Source organism: Celeribacter baekdonensis (assembly GCF_003047105.1).
In the GTDB taxonomy this organism is placed as follows: Bacteria; Pseudomonadota; Alphaproteobacteria; order Rhodobacterales; family Rhodobacteraceae; genus Celeribacter; species Celeribacter baekdonensis_B.
The window spans coordinates 73003-93342 of sequence record NZ_CP028474.1 but is presented as its reverse complement, the minus strand read 5'-3'; the positions used below and the strand labels follow the sequence as shown (position 1 = coordinate 93342).

General features: G+C 58.1%; 17 protein-coding genes and 3 pseudogenes. 8 read left to right on the top strand and 12 right to left on the bottom strand.

Translation table 11 applies throughout. The features are described from left to right. Nucleotides 1–73: 73 nt before the first annotated feature. The 9 genes and pseudogenes from DA792_RS03050 to DA792_RS03015 form a co-directional block, all read right to left on the bottom strand. Nucleotides 74–394: a YnfA family protein gene (locus DA792_RS03050; protein WP_009573643.1), complete on the bottom strand. Its 321-nt coding sequence runs from the start codon at nt 392–394 to the stop codon at nt 74–76. Between the two features lie 118 nt (nt 395–512). Continuing rightward, nucleotides 513–1247 (bottom strand): DsbA family protein, encoded by a 735-nt coding sequence (locus DA792_RS03045; protein WP_009573642.1) that lies wholly within the window; start codon nt 1245–1247, stop codon nt 513–515. Beyond that, a pseudogene (locus DA792_RS03040) lies at nt 1247–1716 on the bottom strand (c-type cytochrome). Before DA792_RS03040 ends, DA792_RS03045 begins: the two are co-directional and overlap by 1 nt. Further along, nucleotides 1713–3107 (bottom strand): multicopper oxidase family protein, encoded by a 1395-nt coding sequence (locus DA792_RS03035; RefSeq protein WP_009573640.1) that lies wholly within the window; start codon nt 3105–3107, stop codon nt 1713–1715. Before DA792_RS03035 ends, DA792_RS03040 begins: the two are co-directional and overlap by 4 nt. 56 nt (nt 3108–3163) lie before the next feature. Then, nucleotides 3164–4107: pseudogene (locus tag DA792_RS03030) on the bottom strand (c-type cytochrome). Between the two features lie 2 nt (nt 4108–4109). Then, nucleotides 4110–4235 (bottom strand): hypothetical protein, encoded by a 126-nt coding sequence (locus DA792_RS23180; protein ID WP_368074470.1) that lies wholly within the window; start codon nt 4233–4235, stop codon nt 4110–4112. 14 nt (nt 4236–4249) lie between these two features. Next, on the bottom strand, nt 4250–4681 hold the full coding sequence (locus DA792_RS03025) for a c-type cytochrome (protein ID WP_368074469.1): 432 nt from the start codon (nt 4679–4681) through the stop codon (nt 4250–4252). Between the two features lie 426 nt (nt 4682–5107). Continuing rightward, nucleotides 5108–5572, bottom strand: coding sequence for a c-type cytochrome (locus DA792_RS03020; protein ID WP_066707486.1), 465 nt, complete (start codon nt 5570–5572; stop codon nt 5108–5110). 29 nt (nt 5573–5601) lie between these two features. After that, complete coding sequence (locus DA792_RS03015; protein ID WP_066707488.1) at nt 5602–6165, bottom strand: L,D-transpeptidase; 564 nt, start codon at nt 6163–6165, stop codon at nt 5602–5604. Nucleotides 6166–6328: 163 nt separating this feature from the next. Here DA792_RS03015 and DA792_RS03010 point away from each other — a divergent pair, with 163 nt between their 5' ends. From DA792_RS03010 to DA792_RS02970, 8 genes are all read left to right on the top strand, one after another. After that, nucleotides 6329–6601, top strand: a complete 273-nt coding sequence (locus tag DA792_RS03010; RefSeq protein ID WP_107718035.1) for a DUF2933 domain-containing protein — start codon at nt 6329–6331, stop codon at nt 6599–6601. A 274-nt stretch (nt 6602–6875) separates the two neighbouring features. Further along, nucleotides 6876–9056: a protein-disulfide reductase DsbD family protein gene (locus DA792_RS03005; protein WP_107718033.1), complete on the top strand. Its 2181-nt coding sequence runs from the start codon at nt 6876–6878 to the stop codon at nt 9054–9056. 682 nt (nt 9057–9738) lie between these two features. Continuing rightward, complete coding sequence (locus DA792_RS02995; protein WP_066707494.1) at nt 9739–10800, top strand: YncE family protein; 1062 nt, start codon at nt 9739–9741, stop codon at nt 10798–10800. A 33-nt stretch (nt 10801–10833) separates the two neighbouring features. Beyond that, nucleotides 10834–12219 (top strand): MBL fold metallo-hydrolase, encoded by a 1386-nt coding sequence (locus DA792_RS02990; protein WP_066707496.1) that lies wholly within the window; start codon nt 10834–10836, stop codon nt 12217–12219. Further along, nucleotides 12216–13730, top strand: coding sequence for a thymidine phosphorylase family protein (locus tag DA792_RS02985; RefSeq protein ID WP_066707498.1), 1515 nt, complete (start codon nt 12216–12218; stop codon nt 13728–13730). Before DA792_RS02990 ends, DA792_RS02985 begins: the two co-directional genes overlap by 4 nt. Further along, entirely contained in the window at nt 13730–14620 is an 891-nt protein-coding gene (locus tag DA792_RS02980; RefSeq protein ID WP_009573625.1) for a ribose-phosphate diphosphokinase, read from the top strand. Before DA792_RS02985 ends, DA792_RS02980 begins: the two co-directional genes overlap by 1 nt. Nucleotides 14621–14685: 65 nt before the next feature. Continuing rightward, complete coding sequence (locus tag DA792_RS02975; RefSeq protein WP_009573624.1) at nt 14686–17046, top strand: copper-transporting P-type ATPase; 2361 nt, start codon at nt 14686–14688, stop codon at nt 17044–17046. A gap of 121 nt (nt 17047–17167) precedes the next feature. Continuing rightward, the gene (locus DA792_RS02970; RefSeq protein ID WP_009573623.1) at nt 17168–17650 is read left to right on the top strand and encodes a c-type cytochrome; all 483 of its coding nucleotides are present in this window, start codon (nt 17168–17170) and stop codon (nt 17648–17650) included. 57 nt (nt 17651–17707) lie between these two features. Here DA792_RS02970 and lgt read toward each other — a convergent pair whose 3' ends face one another. From lgt to DA792_RS02955, 3 genes and pseudogenes are all read right to left on the bottom strand, one after another. After that, nucleotides 17708–18613, bottom strand: coding sequence for a prolipoprotein diacylglyceryl transferase (lgt, locus tag DA792_RS02965; RefSeq protein ID WP_009573622.1), 906 nt, complete (start codon nt 18611–18613; stop codon nt 17708–17710). 97 nt (nt 18614–18710) lie between these two features. Continuing rightward, entirely contained in the window at nt 18711–19874 is a 1164-nt protein-coding gene (gene ccmI / locus DA792_RS02960; RefSeq protein WP_009573621.1) for a c-type cytochrome biogenesis protein CcmI, read from the bottom strand. Then, nucleotides 19871–20340, bottom strand: a pseudogene (locus tag DA792_RS02955) (cytochrome c-type biogenesis protein). Before DA792_RS02955 ends, ccmI begins: the two are co-directional and overlap by 4 nt.

Here is a 20340-nt window from a genome sequence, read left to right as displayed (position 1 = left end):
ACCCGTCGTGACGGGTGCGATGACCTAGCGATTTCTAGCGACGGATTTGCCTGGTTTTCTGAGGTTCCGCAGATCATGAGCGCGAAGGCAACAGGATGAGAGCACTGCCTAAGAGGCAAAGAAGAATGCCTGCAATGTCCCAGCGGTCCGGTCGGCTCCCCTCCACTAGCCACATCCAGATCATGGACGCCGCTATGTAGACGCCCCCGTAAGCTGCATATGCCCGACCGGCCATTTCGCTTTCTGCGCGCGTCAAAAGCCATGCGAAGAGTGCCAAACTTACCAGACCTGGCCCGACCAAAAGTGGCGAACGATCGAGCCGCAACCATGCCCAGAAAGCAAAACATCCGGCGATCTCGGCAAAGGCAGCAATAAGATACCAAAGGTAAGTCATCTTCTCGCCGCCTCTTTCAGTGGTAGGCCGTGCCTAGGTCTTTTGGTATGTAGGGGCTCCGGCTCATTCGCCTGCATCATTGCTCATCGGGCGTGATGTCAGAACCCACCGCAGAGTGCTAGTTTGCCGACGCCCGCACGTTGTCGACCAGTTCCGTGAGCTTATCGCTCTCCACGAAGCCTGGAACCAGATTGTCGCCGATCACAAATGAAGGCGTGCCACTGAAGCCGAGCGACTGCGTCAACCGCATCGAGGTCGCGATGTGCTCTTCAATTTCGGGGCGCTCCATGTCGGTTTGAAGGCGTTCGATGTCGAGACCAACTTCTTGTGCTATCCTGAGAACGCTTGCCTCTTCCGCCCGGCCGTTCATACCCATTAGGGCCCAGTGGAATGCCTCATACTTGCCTTGCAGCCGCGATGCGAGTGCAGCTTTGGTTGCAAACACTGACCCGTCCCCGAGAATTGGCCATTCGCGATAGACCAGACGCACATCAGGATCGGCCTCCAACAGAGCCTGAACTTCCGGCATAGCGCGTCGACAATATGGGCAGTTGTAATCGAAAAATTCGATAACGGTCACATCCCCATCGGGATTGCCGAGAACCGGTGCATTCGGGTCTTGCTCGAGCAATTGTCGCTGATCGCGCAAGACGGTTGCCTGCGCTTGTGCCTGGGCTTCGGCGTCCTGACGTTGAAGTATTTCGACTGCTTCCATGATGATTTGCGGATTCTCGCGGATAGCCTCATATACAAGTTCCTTGACCCGCGCTTCGTCCAGGTCTGCGGCCTGCACTGCCATTGGAAGTAAGGCAAATGACGATACGAGCATCAAATTTCTGAAAATCATGTCCATTATCCCTCTTGTTCTGCTGCTGTGCGTGCGGCCTGAGCATTGCGCTCTCGCTCTGGCCAGGTCGACTTAATGAAGCCGAGAATGTTCCAAATTTCCTGATCTGTGAGTTTGCCGGCGAAGCCCGGCATGCCACTATCGAAATCTGAGCCCTGTTGTCGCATCAGTTCCGCCCCCCGAGCTTGGTGTAGGAGAACAAAATCTGGTCACTATGGTGCCAGGTATGACCGTTGCGATCATGCGGCGGCGCGGGCAGGCGGCCATCTGAACCAGGGCTTCGCCAGTCTGGTTGCCCTTCGAGATTGGCGCCATGGCAGGACGCACAGTTTTCAGAATAGAGAGCTTGCCCCAGTTCGATATTGACGTCGTCAAACGGGGAAGAACCCTGGGAGGCATTGCCGCTGAACCACCAGGTTGCACCTAGCCCAATCAGGCCAATGGATGAAATTACCGCCAGGTAAGCTGATCTCATGCGACCTCCAGCCACGTCATCATGCCGGATGCCGCGTGCGAGAGCATGTGACAGTGAAACAGCCACTTTCCCGGATTGTCGGCAACGAAGGCGATCTCGCGAGTCTCGCCACCGAACATCAGCAAGGTATCCCGCAGGGGACCAACTTCACCGCCCTCCAGCACCTCCCGGAAATGCATCCCGTGCAAATGCATGGCGTGGGGGAAGGATGTATCGTTGTAGATCTCCACTCGCGCTGTTTCACCGCGTGACAGGCTAGCCAGTGGCTTCTCGGTCATGCCCACGGTACCATTGAAAGCCCAGAACTGGTTCGCGTCGACCAGTTGGCGGAACGTTTTTCGCTCACCCTCAAGTATGGCTGCGTCAAGGTTGCCCATTGCCCCGCCTTCCATGTTGAGCCTGATGCGTCTCGCCTGCTCCAGTCCCGGCACATCCATATTAGGGTTCGGTGGCAGAACTTGGGGGACATCCCGCACAGCGGAGGCCAAAGTGCCGGTCACGCGAAACTCGGTTTGGGCAAATCCCTGGCCGTCTTCAAGCCGCACCAGATGAGCACTTTCCCCTTCATCCGCAATGACGTCGACAAACAAATCCGCTCGTTGGCCCGGCCCAAGGATGATCGGTTCGCTGATCTCACTCGGCGTCACCAGTGGCATTCCGTCGAACGCCATCACCCACCCCTTTAGACCTGACAGGCCCAAAACAAAGATCCTGGCATTTGCCGCGTTGATCAACCGAAGCCGCATCCGCTCACCCTGGCTCACGTTGAGCGTAGAATTGAAGCTTCCGTTGGTGGCGACAAAGTTGCCACGTCGGCCTGCATGGCTACGATCATGAACGGCTTCAAAATCTGGGTCGAGTTGTGCGGTCTCCGGGTTGAGGAGCCAATCGTCAAGAATAAGGACTTCATCGCGATCAACATCCGGGGCTATCGGTTCTTCGACGATCAACGCTCCGTAGAGCCCACGAGCGACCTGTTCGACGGAGCGATTATGCGCGTGAAACCAAAAAGTTCCTGCATCTGGAACGGCAAAATCGTAGTCGAAGGTTTCGCCTGTGGGGATGGCATCTTGGGTGAGCCCGGCCACGCCGTCCATCGCATTTGATATCCGCACGCCATGCCAGTGCAGGGACGTCGCCTGCGGCAACTTGTTGACGAGCCGACGTTGAAGACGCGCGCCCTGCCGAACACGGATCACGGGGCCAGGAAACTTTCCGTCATAGCCCCAAATCTCCGTCTTGGGGTAGTCCGGAGGGGCGAGTTGTACGGCGCCACTTTGCGCTGTCATCACCTGAAATTCAGGGGTGGCTGCTGATCCAGCCTTAGGGAAGACGCTCAACGCACTCATTGCCAACCCCGATTGAATGAATGCTCTTCTGGTGTGTGTCATTTCGTTCTCGTTTGTTGTGCGAGCCAGTTTTGGCTCACACATTGTCTCTATTGCAGTCACATGTCTTTATTAGCAGCGGCGCCCTCGCCCTGAGCGACCCGGTCGGCTCGAGGTTCGTCACCATCAAGCAAGTACACGGCCATCGCTTCCAGATCATCGGGGGACAAAAAGCGCGTATTGCCCTGCACGACCTCCACCATGCTGCCGCCGAAAGCGTCGCCTGACGGCGTCACGCCAGTACGCAACGCATAGGCGAGGTTGGAAACGGTCCAGCCGCGTTCCGCCAGTGAGTTCGGCGTGATCGAAGGCGCCTTGCTCCCCCTGGCAATGCCTCATTTCCAGCAAAAACCGCGTCAAGCAGGCGCCCGCCTCCGATATTGCGTGGCGTGTGGCAAGCACCGCAATGTGCTGCACCTCGAACCAGCTCGCGACCGCGGTTCCATTGTGCGTTTTTCTCGTCAATGGGTTCCGTGGGTGGATCGTAGAGATAGGCCGCCCGCCATAGCTTCAGGCCCCATCTCTGATCGAAAGGAAACTTGACATCATGCTCAAGCGCTGCCTCGGCGACCGGTGGCACGGTCTGGAAAGCTGCCCAAAGGTCGGCAATGTCCTGATCCGTGAAATCCGCATAGAACGGATAGGAAAAAGCGGGATAATACGGCTCTCCGCTAGGACTAATGCCCTGGCGAACCGCCTTGGCGAACTGCTCAACCGTCCACCCCCCGATGCCGCTCTCTTTGTCTGTCGTCAGATTGGGCGGAAAAAACGTGCCAAAATCTGTCGCCAGCCCCGCGCCGCCTGCGAGTGCGGCGCCGCCAGCCTCTGAATTGGTGTGGCATGAAATGCACCCGGATACGCGAGCCAAATAGGCGCCGCGCTGGACATCACCCGTTTGCGTGATCGACGCGGGCACCTTGCCAATCGGCCAGATCACAAGGCCGCCGACCACAAGGGCGCCAAGCGCCCCTGCAGCAAAGACCAGTTTTTTCATCCGGCCCATCTTTACTTCGCCTCGTAGCGGAATTTCGCGTGACATGCCGAACATGTCTGGGTCACCATGTTGAATGCCCCATCTGCGGGCATCGAGGCATAGTCCATCATCGGGCTTCCTGACGAAGTTCCCATCATGGACGAAGCTCCCATCATGCCACCGGGGATTGCGTGCCCATCATAGAGCCTGCATCCATTCCCGCCGCTGACGCCATAAGCCCGTTGTCGGCGGCTTTGGCAAGACCTTCGCTAACCACCTTGAGCTGCTCTGCGAGCGCACTGAATTCTTCCCAATCCGACCAGATCTCGGGCTTTGCTTCCGACGGTTTCCCAGCAGACCCTTCGGGAAACAATTCGGTCATGCCTTCGCTATGTTCGACAAAGACGCGTGCTCCCGCACGAACAGCTTCAGCATCATAGGTGATTTCACCACGCATCATCGGAGCCAGTTCTTTGACCGATTGCCCCATGGCCATCATGCCGTCCATGCGTTCCTTGACGACGCCTTCCGCGCCACCATGTGCAAATGCAGCTGCGGCCATTGTCGTTCCTGCCAAGAGGCCGATCATCAGTTTGCTTTTCATCGTTCCGTATCCTGTATTTCCATGCTTGATAGATTTAATTTGATGAGGCGTGGTTGCCCCTAGGTCAGGATAGGTGTTTGGGAGGCGGGGTGTCCCTTAGGACATTCCGGTTAGAAAAGCTCTGATCTGGATGTTCGCGAGGCAATTGCGACAAGTTGGTCGAAGCTCTCGGAGCTGATAAAATGACAATTACCATATTTTTCGAGCAGTCCGGCCCCGGATCGCAATGCCCGGGGAGAAGATTATCTGCATCTTCCTCATGAGAGGTCTGATGTTTTTGCGCACTTCGTTCGGAAACTTTGGCAGCGACCGTTTCATGGCCAATTGCATCGAGAGATCCCGCCGGGAGAACGACAAATAACGCAATCGAGACCAGCAGGAGAATCTGGATCGCGCTACGGAAGATGTTCAGCCTGACGACCAAAGTCAGTTGATCCCGTTCGCGCGCTGCAGTTCGCGCACGTATCCAGCAATCATCTTCACATCACCTTGGGTGAGGCCTTCAACGGGAGGCATATTGCCAAAATTCCAATGATGAGATTGGACGCCGTTTTGCGCCGCATTCAGGAACGCGGCATCGGAATGGTGGTTCGGCTCGTAGATTTTGTGAACAAGCGGAGGAGCGACCCCATTCTGGCCTGCGGCATTTTCACCATGACAGCTGGCGCATTTTGCCTCGAACGCGCGTTGCCCCATTTGGGCTTGCGGCGAAAACTCAGCGGGAATTATTACATTGGCAATGGGCGCGCCCTGAGGAATGCCGCTCGTGTCCGGCGGAACCATTGAGTGTCCTTGAGCGGTCTGCGCCGGGGCCGGCTGCAACGCTTGCCAACCGACCGCTCCAAGGCCGAGCACGAAGAACCCGCTAACGAACCATCCCCAGAAATTCATAGTGTTTTACTCTCCTGCATGTGATCCGTTCAGATCAACTTAACCTGCGTCCCGACCGGCGTGCGATCGAAGACCTCTTCTATATGTTCGTTGTAAAGGCCGATGCAGCCGTTTGATGATCGACGCCCGATTTTCCGCGTGTCTTGGGTTCCGTGGATCCGGTAGTATTGCCACGACAGATAGAGCGCACGCGTTCCCAGAGGATTGGAGGGATCTCCTCCAGGCACATAGGCTGGCCATTCCGGATTGCGTTCCCGCATTGAAGGGGTCGGCGCCCAACTTGGATTTTCCCGTTTCTCGACAACTTCTGTATACCCGCGCTTCGTCAATTCATCAGTCAAGGGAACAGAGGTCGGGTAAATCCGCATCTCTTCATCCTCTGTCCAGTGTTGGAGCACCTTTGTGACAGTATCCGAAATGATGATGCCCTTCCCGAGACGGTCAAAGTGATCACGCCAATTGTGGAGAACGAACGACGAGATATTGCGTCTTACCACACCAGCCTCTTCCGCCCGAAGAGTGTGGGGGGTCATCAAGAATGCGCCTGAAATTGCAATCAGGCTCCGCCTGTTCAAACTCGGTCTCTCTGCCATTTGTTCGTCCTTGGTTACTCAATTGGACGAGACAGGCATTGCTCAGATGGGGCTGAATCTCAACCGCAACAGGCCGCAAGATTTGTATCGAAGTGTATCCTTGACCTTCCAGCGGGAGATCAAGCTAAACAGGATGCGTTGACCAAAATCAGAGGTGGATTCCATGCAAGAGGATAGCGAGTCAGGTGGCAATCGCCACGGAAAGTTGATGCACTGGGGCATGATGGCTTGCTGTGCTGTCATGCTTCTACCCATCGCAGCTTTCCTGATTGGCGGAGGCACCGTCGCAGGCCTTTGGGCAAACGCTACCGTCTTTGCGCCTCTGGTGCTCTGCGTTGGCGCCCATTTTGTGATGCACAAGATGATGGGGCGTTCATGCCATGGAAGCAAAGAGCACAAGCAGACCGCCCCCAGCCAGTGCCGATTGAAGATATGACCGACAGCGCCGTCCGGCGGTAAGTCGAAATGAGAACAAGAGCGCGGCTGGCGACTGTCTTCTTGGGAGCGATTTTCGTGAGCGCTTGTTCCGGCGGACCAGTCCTGTGCCCGACAAACCCGCCGCCAACTTTGTCGACAAAGTCACCAGAGCTGGAGCTGCCCAATGGATGTCGTCTGGCAGGGCCTATCTCCAACGGTGTGGGCCAGTTGGATTGTGTAAACGGCCGATCAGGCTTTGTTGCCACTCAAGTTCAAAGCCTGGAGATAGTGCGATGACCATCTGGCGCTCGCCAATCCGTCTTGTTTTCTGCGGTACCCTCGCTGCCGCAATGTTCTGGCTCTTGATCCCCTTTGCTGCAACGGCCGAGGTATCAGTCGCCCACAAGGTCACTGCGGTGGAAGCGCGGCTGATCTCCGCCGAGGATGCCGTTTCCGCCGAAGCTCAAACGCTCTCCGCCGGTCTGGATCTGAACCTTGCTGACGGATGGAAAACCTATTGGCGTTCGCCTGGCGAGGTTGGCATTCCGCCACAGATCGACTGGAGCGGGTCGACGAATGTCGCGGGCGTTGATTTCCTATGGCCTGCGCCCGAGCGGTTCACTGCCTTTGGCATCGAAAACTTCGGCTATCATGATGAGGTTGTCTTTCCACTTCAGATCACCCTGAAGGATCCTAGGGAACCTGTCGAACTCAGAGCAAACGTCAAGCTCTTGACCTGCTCAGCAGTTTGTGTCCCCCAGGATTTTGACTTGGCACTTTCGTTGCCTCAGGGGAACTCAATCGATCAAGTCTCGGCTAATCGTATCGGGGCATTTCTCGCACGCGTTCCGGCGGAAGGAGGAGCGGCAGGCGTGACCGCCGCCACATCCCATATAAACGATGATTTCACCCGCCTAACGATAGAAATAGCTGCCACGACTGCCTTCAAAACCCCGGACGTCTTTCCTGAAATTGGTGATGGCAACACGTTGGGGAAGCCCGACATTCGCCTTGGGGCAAGCGGGCGAACGCTTTGGGCTGAATTCCCAATTCTTGCCTACATGGCAGATACAGACGCGCCGCCACGGGTAACCGTGACGGACGGGCCGGATCACGCCCTCACCGTCACGCCAGATCGGGCAACAACCGCCCCAACTCCCCCTTTCAGTATTGATCGGGTGGTCCCCGGCATTGATCAAGTGATCTGGATCGCCATCATCGCTTTTCTTGGGGGCTTGATCCTGAACGCCATGCCTTGCGTGCTTCCTGTTCTGTCGATCAAGTTATCTTCTGCCCTGAAATCCGAAGGACGCGGCAATGCCCAAGTCAGGGCAGGCTTCTTGGCCGCCGCCGCCGGAGTCATGGTCTTTATGTGGGCACTCGCGGCTGTTCTCTTCGCATTGCAAAAGATTGGCGTTGCCGTCGGTTGGGGGCTCCAGTTCCAGAGCCCAACGTTCCTGGTTCTGATGCTCCTGATCCTTGGTCTGTTCACCGCAAACCTGTTTGGACTGTTCGAATTCTCTTTGCCAGCCGCCCTGACAACGCGGTTGATGAAAGCAGGAGGTACGGCCGGTTATGGAGCGGATTTTGCCACCGGATTTTTCGGGGCGGTCATGGCTACTCCCTGCTCCGCGCCGTTTCTTGGAACAGCTATCGCATTCGCACTTGCGGGGCGGGTGATAGACATCGCTGTCGTTTTCACCTTTCTCGGGTTAGGTCTGGCCAGCCCATATCTGTTGGTGGCCATCGTGCCGAACGTTGTTCGGTTCGTGCCCAAGCCCGGCCGCTGGATGATCGCCTTGAAAGCCGGCCTTGGCATCCTCCTGATGGGTACCGCGGCATGGCTGTTCTATGTCCTGCTCGGCGTTGCTGGATCGCGCGCGGCCCTAACAGTTGCATCTCTCGGTGCGGTTATGCTCTTCATAGCGGCATCGCCCTGGGTGCCAAGATCTCTTCGCTGGCCCTTTGGGCTGGCGCTGGCGGCACTCGCGGTCGCGGCCGCGCCATTCTTGGCAACACCCGCCGCACCCGATGCCCAAGCAGGAAAAATTGCCTGGGTCACATTTGACCGCGGCGATATTGCCCGTCGGGTTTCACGCGGAGAGGTCGTTTTTGTCGATGTAACCGCCGATTGGTGTTTGACCTGCAAAGCCAACAAGGCGCTCGTTCTTGAACGCGACCCGGTTCTTTCGGCATTGAACAGCTCTGGTGTCACGCCGATGCTGGCCGACTGGACCCGCCCAGATGACGCGATCACCCGTTTTTTGGAGACCAACAACCGTTACGGCATTCCATTCAACGCGGTTTATGGGCCGTCTGCTCCCGAAGGAATTATCCTGTCTGAAATATTGTCGACTCAGGATGTTCTTGCTGCTCTGCACGCGGCGCGTCCGGGGGCCGCTCAAGCAACGCTCATCGAGGACGATGTGAAGGTTTCCAGATTTGGAAACACTTTGGAGCAAAGTGCCGACTGAGTAATTTCGCCTAAGCTGCGCATCAAGGACGCCGAGTCAGGCAGCATTTAACGCCCTGATTTAGATCAACCACACCATCTGGATAGCGTGTTATAATCACCTAGGAAGGACTCAAATCATGCGATCAAGGCCACATATCGATGTCAGAAGAGTGTCGCGTATTCGCGTCAGCTTCGTCCTGATATTGATCGGAGCCTTGTTTTTCGGTCTCATTGCCGATGGTTTGCATGCGCATGAGGGCGAGCCTGCCGGGTTAGAGACGCAGATTGTTCAGGTCACCGACGCAAATTCCTCCGTCCACGTTATTCTGGACGCGGATTGCGGAATTCATCCCGGTTGCGCCGCTGCTCTGATCCCTAACGGGCTTGTCAGCGCAGTAGTTTCGAACCGTAGCACGCGAATGGTAATGTCGTGGCGGCAATCGGCGTCTTTCGCCGATGACGAATTCATACACGTCCCCATTCTCTTCTGAGCATTCCAGTCAGCGAGGTAGCGAAGCGCCTCCCTTTCGGCTTTTACGCCAATCGTGACGCTTAGGTTTTTCGACAGGCTCGTAGTCTGGATGTCCGGATTCTGCCTGACCGCGCTCCTCACTTCATTCGCTCCTATTAACCGTGGATCCGCCGGTTTTCTGCCCTCGCCACGGCCACCGCATGATCTCGACCAGATAAAGGTTCCAAAAATGAACATGTCGCCCCGCATCGCCTATACGCTCGCCACTTTGTTCGTGTCAGCACCAGCTTTGGCCGCTCCGCCTACGGTCTTCATTCCAGAGGGCAGCGCCAATTCAGTCCTGATGGTTCAGGCGGAGACTGGAAAAGTCCTGCGTCGGATCAATGATGTCGAGGCGGTCCACGGTCTCGCAGGCGCACCCGGCGTGCCGTATCTGGTCGCCGGCAGCTATTCGGAGATCCCGCGCGAGGATGTCGCGGCGCTAGAAAAGCCCTCCACCGTGTCTGCAGACGATCACGCCGCGCACCACGCACCAAAGGCCGCGCCAATGGGGCCACCCGATGCCGGGATCAGTCTTCTCTCGATTCTGGACGCAAAAAGTGGCGATATCCTGCGTCGGATAGAGGTGCCGGGTGCCGTACATCATACGGCAGTTTCCCCTGATGGACGCTTTGCCGTTGCGACCCATCCGGCAGGTGACGGAATATCGGTGATTGACCTGGCGACTTTCGGCATGACGGCATTTGTCCCGACTGGATCGATGCCGAACTATGCAGCGTTCGGAACTGATCCCAATCTCGTCTACGTCTCCAACACCGGTAACGGAACGATCAGCGAAGTAGACCTGTCGCGGGGTATCGTTCGTCGCAACTTCATTGCAGGTGACACCCCGGAACATACGGCGGTTTCGCCCGAAACTGATCGACTCTTTGTGGCAGACGCGGACGCAGGTCAGGTTCTGGAACTGTCTTTGAGTACCGGTGAAAAGCTGCGGACCTTCGAAATTGGCGGCGAGATTCATGGACTGGGGCTGTCAAATGATGGGGCAACTTTGTTCGTCGCGGGTAGGGGAGAGGACAAACTCGCCTCAGTTGCACTCGCTACCGGGGAAGTGCGCACAGCCACGCTTGCACCAGAACCCTACCACCTGACGGTAATTCCAGGCTCCGACATCCTTTATGTCTCAAGCCGTGCAGAGCCCGTGGTTTGGCTCATCGATACCAGCTCACTGCAAACGCGTGAAACAGTTTCTGTCGAAGGAGAAGGACATCAGATGGTGGCGCTTCCCTGAAGGGCTGCCGATGGGAATGAAAGGCACAGGATCATGGCACAGGACACTCGCCCAACACTTCGTTTTCTGGGAGCCGCCGGAACAGTAACCGGATCGCGCTATCTGATTGAAACCGGGGATCGCCGCATTCTAGTTGATTGTGGCTTGTTTCAAGGCTTCAAATCGCTGCGGGACCGCAACCGCAAGGCGTTTCCGGTACGCCCCTCCACCATTGACACCGTACTTCTGACGCACGCGCATCTCGATCACTCAGGCTATCTGCCTGCGCTGATCCGCGGCGGGTATCGAGGGAAGGTGATGTGTACCGAAGCGACGGAGGAACTCTGCGGCCTGATCCTGCCGGACAGCGGCCATATCCAGGAAGAGGAGGCACGTTTTGCCAAAAGGCACCGATACTCCAAGCACAAGAACCCCAAGCCGCTCTACACGTTGAAAGATGCTCAGGCGGCGCTTGAGCATTTGCACAGAGTTCCCTTCAACAGCACAATCGATGTTGGTGACGGAATATCCGCAGAGTTCATCCCGGCGGGCCATTTGCTCGGTGCGGCGCAGATCCGTATCAGACTGCCGGGAAGGACAATCCACTTCAGTGGCGACCTCGGCCGACAGAACGACGCACTGATGCGACCACCACAACCGTTCTCAGGTGCGGACGTGTTGGTTTGTGAATCCACCTATGGCAATCGCCATCACGCAGCCATCGACGCGGAGGAAGAGCTTCTGCCAATCCTGAAACGTGTTTTCGGGCGGGGCGGTACGGTTCTCATCCCCTCATTCGCGGTTGGGCGCGCGCAGGGGCTTATGTATCACATTGCACGCCTGCAAAACCGCGGCGAGATCCCATATGTGCCGGTTTATCTCAACTCGCCAATGGCGATCGACGCGACCGAAATCTACCACGGCCATCACGAAGAACATCACGTTGCCTGGGAGGATTGCCTTGCGATGTTCCAGATCGCCAAGCGGGTCACTTCGGTCGAGGAGTCGAAGAAGCTGAACACGCAGCATGGCCCGATGATCATCATTTCGGCGAGCGGCATGTTGACCGGCGGGCGGATCCTGCATCACCTCGCCAGCTTCGGCGGCGACCCGCGCAACGCAATCCTGCTGTCGGGCTTTCAGGCTGGCGGTACCCGCGGGGCGGCACTGGCCGCTGGCGCGGACAGTCTGCGCATGTTCGGTCGAGATTTCCCGATCAGGGCAGAGGTGATCCAGCTCGAAGCCTTTTCCGGACATGCCGATGCCGAAGAGTTGCTGGCCTGGATGCGCGCGTCGGATCGCGCGCCGCGCATGACCTATGTGACTCACGGCGAACCTTCTGCCTCGGACCGGCTGCGCTGGCGGATCGAACATGAACTCGGCTGGCCTGCCCGCGCCCCCGAACACCTCGAAACGATCCGGCTGGACAATCCAAAATGACAGAAATCGACAATACGCTCGCCCTGTCCCGCGCGGGGATCGACACTTACCGGCAACCCGTTGTCTTCATGCGCGAAGACTGCCACGTCTGCCGCGCCGAAGGCTTCGCAGCCCTGACCCGGATCGAGGTCACGCTCGGCGACAGGTCGGTGATTGCCACGCTGAACGTGTTGACCAATGGCGACTGGCTGCCCGACGACACTGCCGCCTTGTCGGAAGAAGCCTGGGCCGCCCTGAAGCCCCAACCGGGGGACCGGGCAAGTTTTACGCACCCGGAGCCACCGGACTCCGTCTCAGCGATCCGCGCCAAGGTCTATGGAGAAACCCTTGAGCAGCAAAGGTTCGACGCAATCATTCGTGACGTCCTCGATCATCGTCTCTCCGATCTCGATCTGGCAGCCTTCATCACCGCCTGCGCGGGCGACCGGCTTTCGATTGCGGAAACCATCGCACTGACCCGATCCATGCAGGCGGCGGGCGAAACGCTGGATTGGGGCGGCGCCGAGATCTACGACAAGCATTGCGTCGGGGGGCTTCCAGGAAACCGCACCACGCCGATCATCGTTTCGATCATCGCGGCGGCGGGGCTGATGATCCCCAAGACCTCTTCTCGCGCGATCACTTCCCCCGCAGGCACGGCCGACACGATGGAGGTCATGGCTCCCGTCTCGCTCGACATCCCCGCGTTGAGACGCGTCGTCGAGGCTGAGGGCGGGTGCATCGTTTGGGGGGGCAACCTCGCTCTCAGCCCTGCGGACGATGTTCTGATCCGGATTGAACGGCCACTCGATTTCGACAGCGACGGACAGCTGGTGGCGAGCGTCTTGTCGAAGAAGGCTGCGGTCGGTGCGAAGCGCGTGCTGATCGATGTGCCCGTCGGACCAACGGCCAAGGTCCGCTCGGCGGAAACCGCCGCTGCGCTGGCAGAGCGGCTCCGCGCCGTTGGCAAGGCCATCGGCCTGACGCTCTCGATCCATCAAAGCGACGGGACTGCACCTGTCGGCCGCGGAATTGGACCCGCACTTGAAGCCCAAGATGTCCTTGCCGTGCTACGCCGCAACGAGAACTTCCCTGTCGACCTGCGCGACCGTGCACTCGACATCGCTGGAGCGCTGCTGGACCTTGTCCCCGAGACGGGCAGCGCGGGAGGGCGAAAGGTGGCCGCACAGCTGCTCGACAGCGGCGCTGCCGAGGCGAAGTTCATGGCGATTTGCGATGCACAAGGCGGTTTCACTGAGCCCGGTGAGGCGCGTTATCATGCGGTGATCACCTCCCGCACGGCGGGGCGCCTCATTGCGATTGACAATCGTCGCATCGCGCGCACAGCGAAACTCGCCGGCGCACCGCGGCAGCAGCTCGCAGGGCTGCGCCTTCTGGTCCAGATCGGTGACCATATCGAATTTGGCAAGCCGCTGTTCGAGATCCACGCCGAAACGCTGGGAGAACTGGAATACGCCCGCTCCTATGCCGAGGCGCAATTGGGACTTTGCACAATTGAGGAGGCAAACTGATGACCATTATCGCCCCCTTTCCCGGCATGGAGCCATTGGCGCGCAGAATGGCGGCGACATCCGGTGCCGAAATCCAGCCGGTGGACTTGCACCATTTTCCCGATGGTGAAACCCTCGTGAAGCTCGGCGGCGATCCTGCAGGACGCGAAATCGCCTTCCTCGCCACGTTGCGCGATCCTGATCGGCTGGCGTTGCCTCTGCGTTTCGCAGCTCTGACGGCGCGCGAACTTGGGGCCGCGCGTGTGGGGCTGGTCGCGCCCTATCTTGGCTACATGCGCCAGGACAAGCGGTTTCATCCACGCGAAGCTGTGAGCGCCCCGATCTTCGCGGGATTTCTTGATGAATGTTTCGACTGGGTGATGACCGCTGACCCCCATCTGCATCGCAACCCGAGCCTTTCAGCGCTGTTCCGCATTCCCGCATATCGTGTCGCCACAGCCCCTCTGCTGGCCGACTGGATTGCGGCGAACGTTCCAGAGGCCGTGCTCCTTGGGCCTGACAGCGAAAGCCAGCAATGGGTGGCTGAAGTCGCCAGGCTCGCCGGACGCCCCTACGAAGTGCTGACAAAACATCGCTCCGGGGATCGGCAGGTCGAGATCAGCCTGCCGGGCAGCGCCGTTTTCCGACAGGGGACACCCGTGATCCTCGATGATATCGCCTCGTCCGGACACACGCTGATCCGAACGCTCGAACAACTCGAGCAGGCCGGTGCCCGACCTGCGACTTGCGTAATTATCCACGCGGTTTTCGCACACGGCGCAGAGGAAGCAATCCGCCATGCCGGTGCCGCGCGGATCGTCAGTACCGATACGATTCCACACTCAACGAACGCAGTCTGCGTCGGCGAGCTGTTAGCGACAGAAATGAAAGTTGCTCAATGCGCCACTTGACCTTCCAGTTACTGGAAGAATTAGGTTTGAGGCAATGAGCTAGAAATACGGGAAAGGATCCCCGAATGAACAACCATCACGAACATGCCAACGGATCTGACGATCAAGTTCCTTCTGGCTACGCGGGCACGGTCTTCACTTGCCCGATGCACCCCGAGGTACGCCGCGCCGAACCGGGAGATTGCCCGAAATGCCAGATGCATCTGGTGCCGGAGGGCGAGCCCTCGCAACACCACGCCCATCATCAGCACACGGGCGACGCGGTGGAGCCAAACCACTTGGACTCGGTTCCCAACGACTACACTGGCCCGGTTTATACCTGTCCGATGCACCCTCAGGTGCGCCAGACGCATCCCGGGTCTTGTCCGATCTGCGGTATGGGGCTGGAACTGGAATCGGCCGCCATGGAAGCGGAAGGCCCGAACCCGGAGCTTGTGGATTTCAGCCGTCGTTTCTGGGTGGGGGCCATTTTGACCGTACCGCTCCTTGTGCTGACCATGGGCCCCTATCTTGGCCTGAGCGGGGTGCGCGAGATATTCGGAGAACGCGTCACCCTCTGGGTCGAACTCGCGCTCGGGACACCCGTTGTCTTTTGGTCCGGCTGGCCTTTCCTTGTTCGTGGCTGGAACTCGTTCCGGACAAGGAACCTCAATATGTTCAGTCTCATTGCCATGGGTGTAAGCGCCGCATGGCTGTTCAGCATCATCGCCGTCCTGGCACCGGGCATATTCCCCGATGGGTTCCGGGATGCCGAAGGGCATGTCGGCGTCTATTTCGAGGCGGCGGCTGTGATCGTCACGCTGGTCCTTGTGGGACAGGTGATGGAGCTGCGCGCTCGCGAAGGCACTGGCAAGGCGATCCGTGCTCTTCTGGATATGGCCGCCAAGACGGCACGTATTATCCGCGACGACGGAAGCGAGGAAGAGGTTCCATTGGAACAGGTCCAGGTCGGCGACCGACTACGTGTGCGACCCGGTGACAAGGTGCCGGTCGATGGTATGGTCGTCGAAGGCAGGTCCTCAGTTGACGAAAGCATGATCACGGGCGAGCCGGTACCTGTAGAAAAGGTCGGAGGAGACCCTGTAACGGGTGCCACGATCAACGGAACCGGCAGCCTGATCATGGAGGCGACGCGCGTCGGCGCCGACACGATGCTGAGCCAAATCGTCGAGATGGTGGCCAATGCGCAGCGGTCTCGCGCGCCGATCCAGAAATACGCCGACAAGGTCTCCGGATATTTCGTGCCTGCAGTTATTGGCATCGCCGTGCTGGCCTTCATTGGCTGGGCCATTTGGGGCCCGGTCCCGGCCCTTTCCTATGCTCTTATTGCGGCCGTTGCCGTTCTCATCATCGCTTGTCCCTGTGCCCTCGGCCTTGCGACACCGATGTCTATCATGACGGCGACGGGGCGCGGCGCGCAGGCGGGTGTCCTGATCAGGAATGCAGAGGCACTGGAACGGTTCGAGAAGGTCGATACCCTGATCGTCGACAAGACCGGCACGCTGACGGAAGGCAAGCCGAAACTTGTCGGCGTCTACCCTGAACCGGGTCACGATGAGGTAGAAGTGCTTCGGCTTGCCGCATCGCTGGAACGCGGCTCCGAGCATCCTCTCGCGGAAGCCATCGTACGCGGTGCTGAAGAGCGTGGCGTCGACCTGGCAAAAGCCGACGCCTTCGAGGCGGTCACCGGCAAGGGCGTCAAAGGCACGGTGGACGGGCGGGTAGTGGCGCTCGGCAACGTGAAACTCCTGACTGACCTCGGACTTGATGCAGCAGAGCTTCGGGACAAGGCGGATGCCCGTCGGGATAATGGCGAAACGGTTATGTTTGTCGTCGTCGAGAATGACGTTGCCGGTCTTGTCAGCGTCGCAGACCCGGTAAAGGCGACCACACCGGCCGCCCTGAAGGAACTGCACGCACTTGGGTTCCGTATTATCATGGCGACGGGAGACAATGAGCGTACCGCTAGGGCCGTCGCGTCCAGTCTAGGCATCGACGAGATCCGCGCCGATGTGATGCCGGAAGACAAAGCGAAGATCATCAAGGAACTTCAGGCCAAGGGGCACAAGGTTGCCATGGCCGGCGACGGTGTCAACGATGCACCTGCCCTGGCTCAGGCCGATGTCGGGATTGCCATGGGCACCGGCGCCGATGTGGCCATTGAGAGCGCAGGGTTCACGCTCGTCAAAGGGAACCTCGACGGTATCGTGCGTGCGCGCAAACTCGCCCGCGCGACCATGCGGAACATACGCCAGAACCTGTTCTTTGCTCTGATCTACAACACTGCGGGCGTGCCCGTCGCTGCGGGGATCTTGTTCCCATTCCTCGGGATCTTGATCAGTCCGATGTTTGCGGCCTTTGCCATGAGCGCTTCCTCAATCTCGGTCGTCCTAAACTCCCTTCGGCTACGGCGCGCGCAGATTTGAGGGGAAACAAGAACGATCGCGAGGTCCATCAGACCGTTCAATAAACAGTATTGGGTACAATCCATCGCCGGAGAAGGGGCAACAGCGTTCAGACAATCACCTGCAAACCAAGGAGACCAAAATGACCTACATTTCCAGACAGATGATCTTAGCCATTGCTGTGGTGTGGGCGCTGCCAGTCGGCGCCCAAGACAGCGGGCATATGACAGATAATGGGGCGATGAGTCAGATGATGAGCTCCGGACTGTTCCTGCCAAACATGGATGCAGCCAAGGGGCGTGCGCTGTTCGCCTCGAAAGGCTGTGTCGTTTGTCATTCTATCAACGGGGTCGGAGGCGAGGATGCCCCCGCCCTTGATGCAGCGTATATGGACCTGCCAATGAACCCGTTTGAATTTGCCGCCCGAATGTGGCGCGGCGCGCCGGCGATGGTCGCTGCCCAAGAGGATGAGCTCGGCGGGCAAATTGAATTCACAGGTCAGGAGCTTGCCGATATCATCGCGTTCGTTCACGATTCCGAAGAACAGAAGGCATTCTCTGCCGGCGACATCCCCGAAAAGATTGAAGAAATGATGCACCAAATGGGTGAGGAGGATCACGACTGAAGCGTCAGGGGATATCGCAGTAGAATAAGGCAATGCGTCGAAAGTTTCATTTGCGCCCTAAGATGCCGATCCTATGGCGGACCGCTTCTGCGCCAGCCAAAGTAATCCAAATCCCGCGGCTAACATCGGCAAGGAAAGGAATTGCCCCATCGTAAGCCCCCAGTCACCAAACTGCACAACATACCCAATCGGATTGTTCACGTCTGCGAATTGAGCGTCGGGCTGGCGAAACAACTCTACAAAACTTCTCGCAAAACCATATCCGGCCAGGAAGAGCCCGCAAATTGCCCCTGGTGTCCTAAGCCATCCGCGCCGCCACGCAAGGAATAGGAGAGCGAAGCCAAGCAACAGGCCTTCCAAAAGGGCTTCGTACAGTTGCGAAGGATGCCGTGCGCAAATGTCGGTTATTCCCGGGCATGATTGCGCTGCGTCACCGGGAAATATGACGGCCCAGGGCATGTCCGATGGGCGGCCCCATAGTTCATTGTTTATGAAATTTGCGATCCGGCCCAAGAACAAGCCCGGAGGCGTTGCCAGAGCGAGAAGGTCAGCCATGCTCAGGAGCGGCATACGCTGACGGATGCCATAAACAAGCGCGGCAATGGTTACGCCAGCAAACCCACCATGAAATGACATTCCCCCTTGCCAGACCTTCAGAATTTCTAACGGATTGGCAAGATAGAACCCGCGCTGATAGAACATCACGAACCCTAACCGCCCGCCAACGATCACCCCGATGATAATCCAGGTCAAAAGATCCTCAATTTGGCGCGGTGTTAGCGGGGCGCCCGATGCAGGCCACAGAGCGGCGCGTTTGACCGTGGCAACACAAATTCTCCAGCCGACGAGAAGGCCGATGATATAGGCCAACGCATACCAGCGGAGAGTCAACGTAAACGTGCCGATCTCAACCGAAAATATATCCGGCCCGATATTTGGGAACGGAAGTGCGGACAAAGGCATGGACATTCTTTCTAGTCATTCGGGTGAGGTCGGATCGTGCACATACGCCGTTCGTGCTCTCTCATGGTTTGTTCATCGCGAGTGAAGCTTCCGCGGGCTATTGGCCCGACTGGAGTTCTTCCAAGGACTGCAAAATGACACTTTGGCGCGGGTCTTCGGAGGAAACGGGCACCAATAGCTCTTTGGCTCGACTGTACGCGTTCAAGGCGAGGTCAGTTTCGCCGAGCACCCTGTAGGCCCTGCCAAGACGCATCCATCCATCGATATCGTCTGGTTCAGCCTCAAGGCGTGTTGCCAAACGTTCCACCATGGATCGGATAAATGCATCTCGATCGACATCATCCATCTGGCTGGCCGCTTCGACATCTGCAGCAGTGGGGCCGGGCGAATTGCCTGACATTACTGGAGCATAATCCGACAAACTGATAGGCGCTCGGCCCAGTGCCGCACCTATCCGGTTTGCTTCCGCGACAAATGTTTCCATCCAGGGTGCGAACCCATCCACTTCGTCCAATCGCGTGAGAAGACGATTGTAGGCCTGCTCATTCGCACCCGCTTGCGCAAGCCCGACAGCATCGTAAAAAGTTCCAGCAGGATTGGTCGGATCGAGCTCAAGTGCTCTTGCAATGGCCCGCTTCGCTTGGGGTGTCACGATCCCCTGTTCGGAAACGATGAGAGCTTCCGCATAGATCGAAAACACAGCAGAATCGGCATTCATGGATTGTGTTGCACGCTCGTAGGCCGATGCGGCATCCGAAGCGCGGCCCAATTTCATGAAGGTCTGTCCAAGGAGCATCCAGCCCTCCAAGGCTCCGCCTTCTGAATCCGCCTGCAACCGCTGCAATAGCTTCTGCGCCAACGCTTCGATTTCACGATTTTGCGCGACCTCTGCCTGGCGATCCTCGAAAGCGATGCTGGATAGGTTTGGCGCTCCAGCAAAACTGTAATACCCCGCCGCGAACAGCGGCACAAAGACCGCAGCAGCCATGAGTATGACCCTGCCGCCGCCGTTGGATTCCCCGGTGTTTTTTACTCTCCCCACGGAGAGAACCCGCCGCTTGATTTCCTGTCGCGCCGCATGCGCCTCTGCGACAGAAAGCAGGCCGCGTTCAGCATCCCGATCGACTTCAGACAACTGGTCCTTCAAAACTGCGAGAGTCCTGTCTTCGGCCGGACCTTGCACCAAGGCAGGCTTCCACGCCGAAGCCGCAACAATACCTGAGGCAGTCAAGGCGAGGACTGCCATTGCAATCCATATCATCGGTGGTCCCCTTCGCTGGATGAAGTGAAAATGCGTGCGACCTCGGCCTCCTCGTCATCGCTCAGGTCTGCGATTTTTTTTCTTTTTCGAGAGCCCATCAGGATGCCGCCACCGATCCCCAGAGCCAAGAGCCCAAGGAGTGGGGGGTAAACCAGAGAGCGTAGGTCTCGGGTTTAAACGGAGGCTTCAGTAGAACGTAATCGCCGTATCTCGCTTGGATGAAAGCAATTGCATCTTCGTTCGTGTCACCCGCAACCAACCGTTCCCGGACCAAAAGTCGTAGGTCGCGCGCAACGCCGGCGTTCGAGCTGTCAATATCCTGATTTTGGCAAACTACGCAGCGAAGCTGCCTGGAAACCTCCCGTGCCCGAGCCTCGAGGATTGGATCGGAGAGGATTTCGTCGGGCTCAACAGCCTGCGCAGACATTGGCATGATGAGTGCCAACACAAGGAAAAAACGACGCAT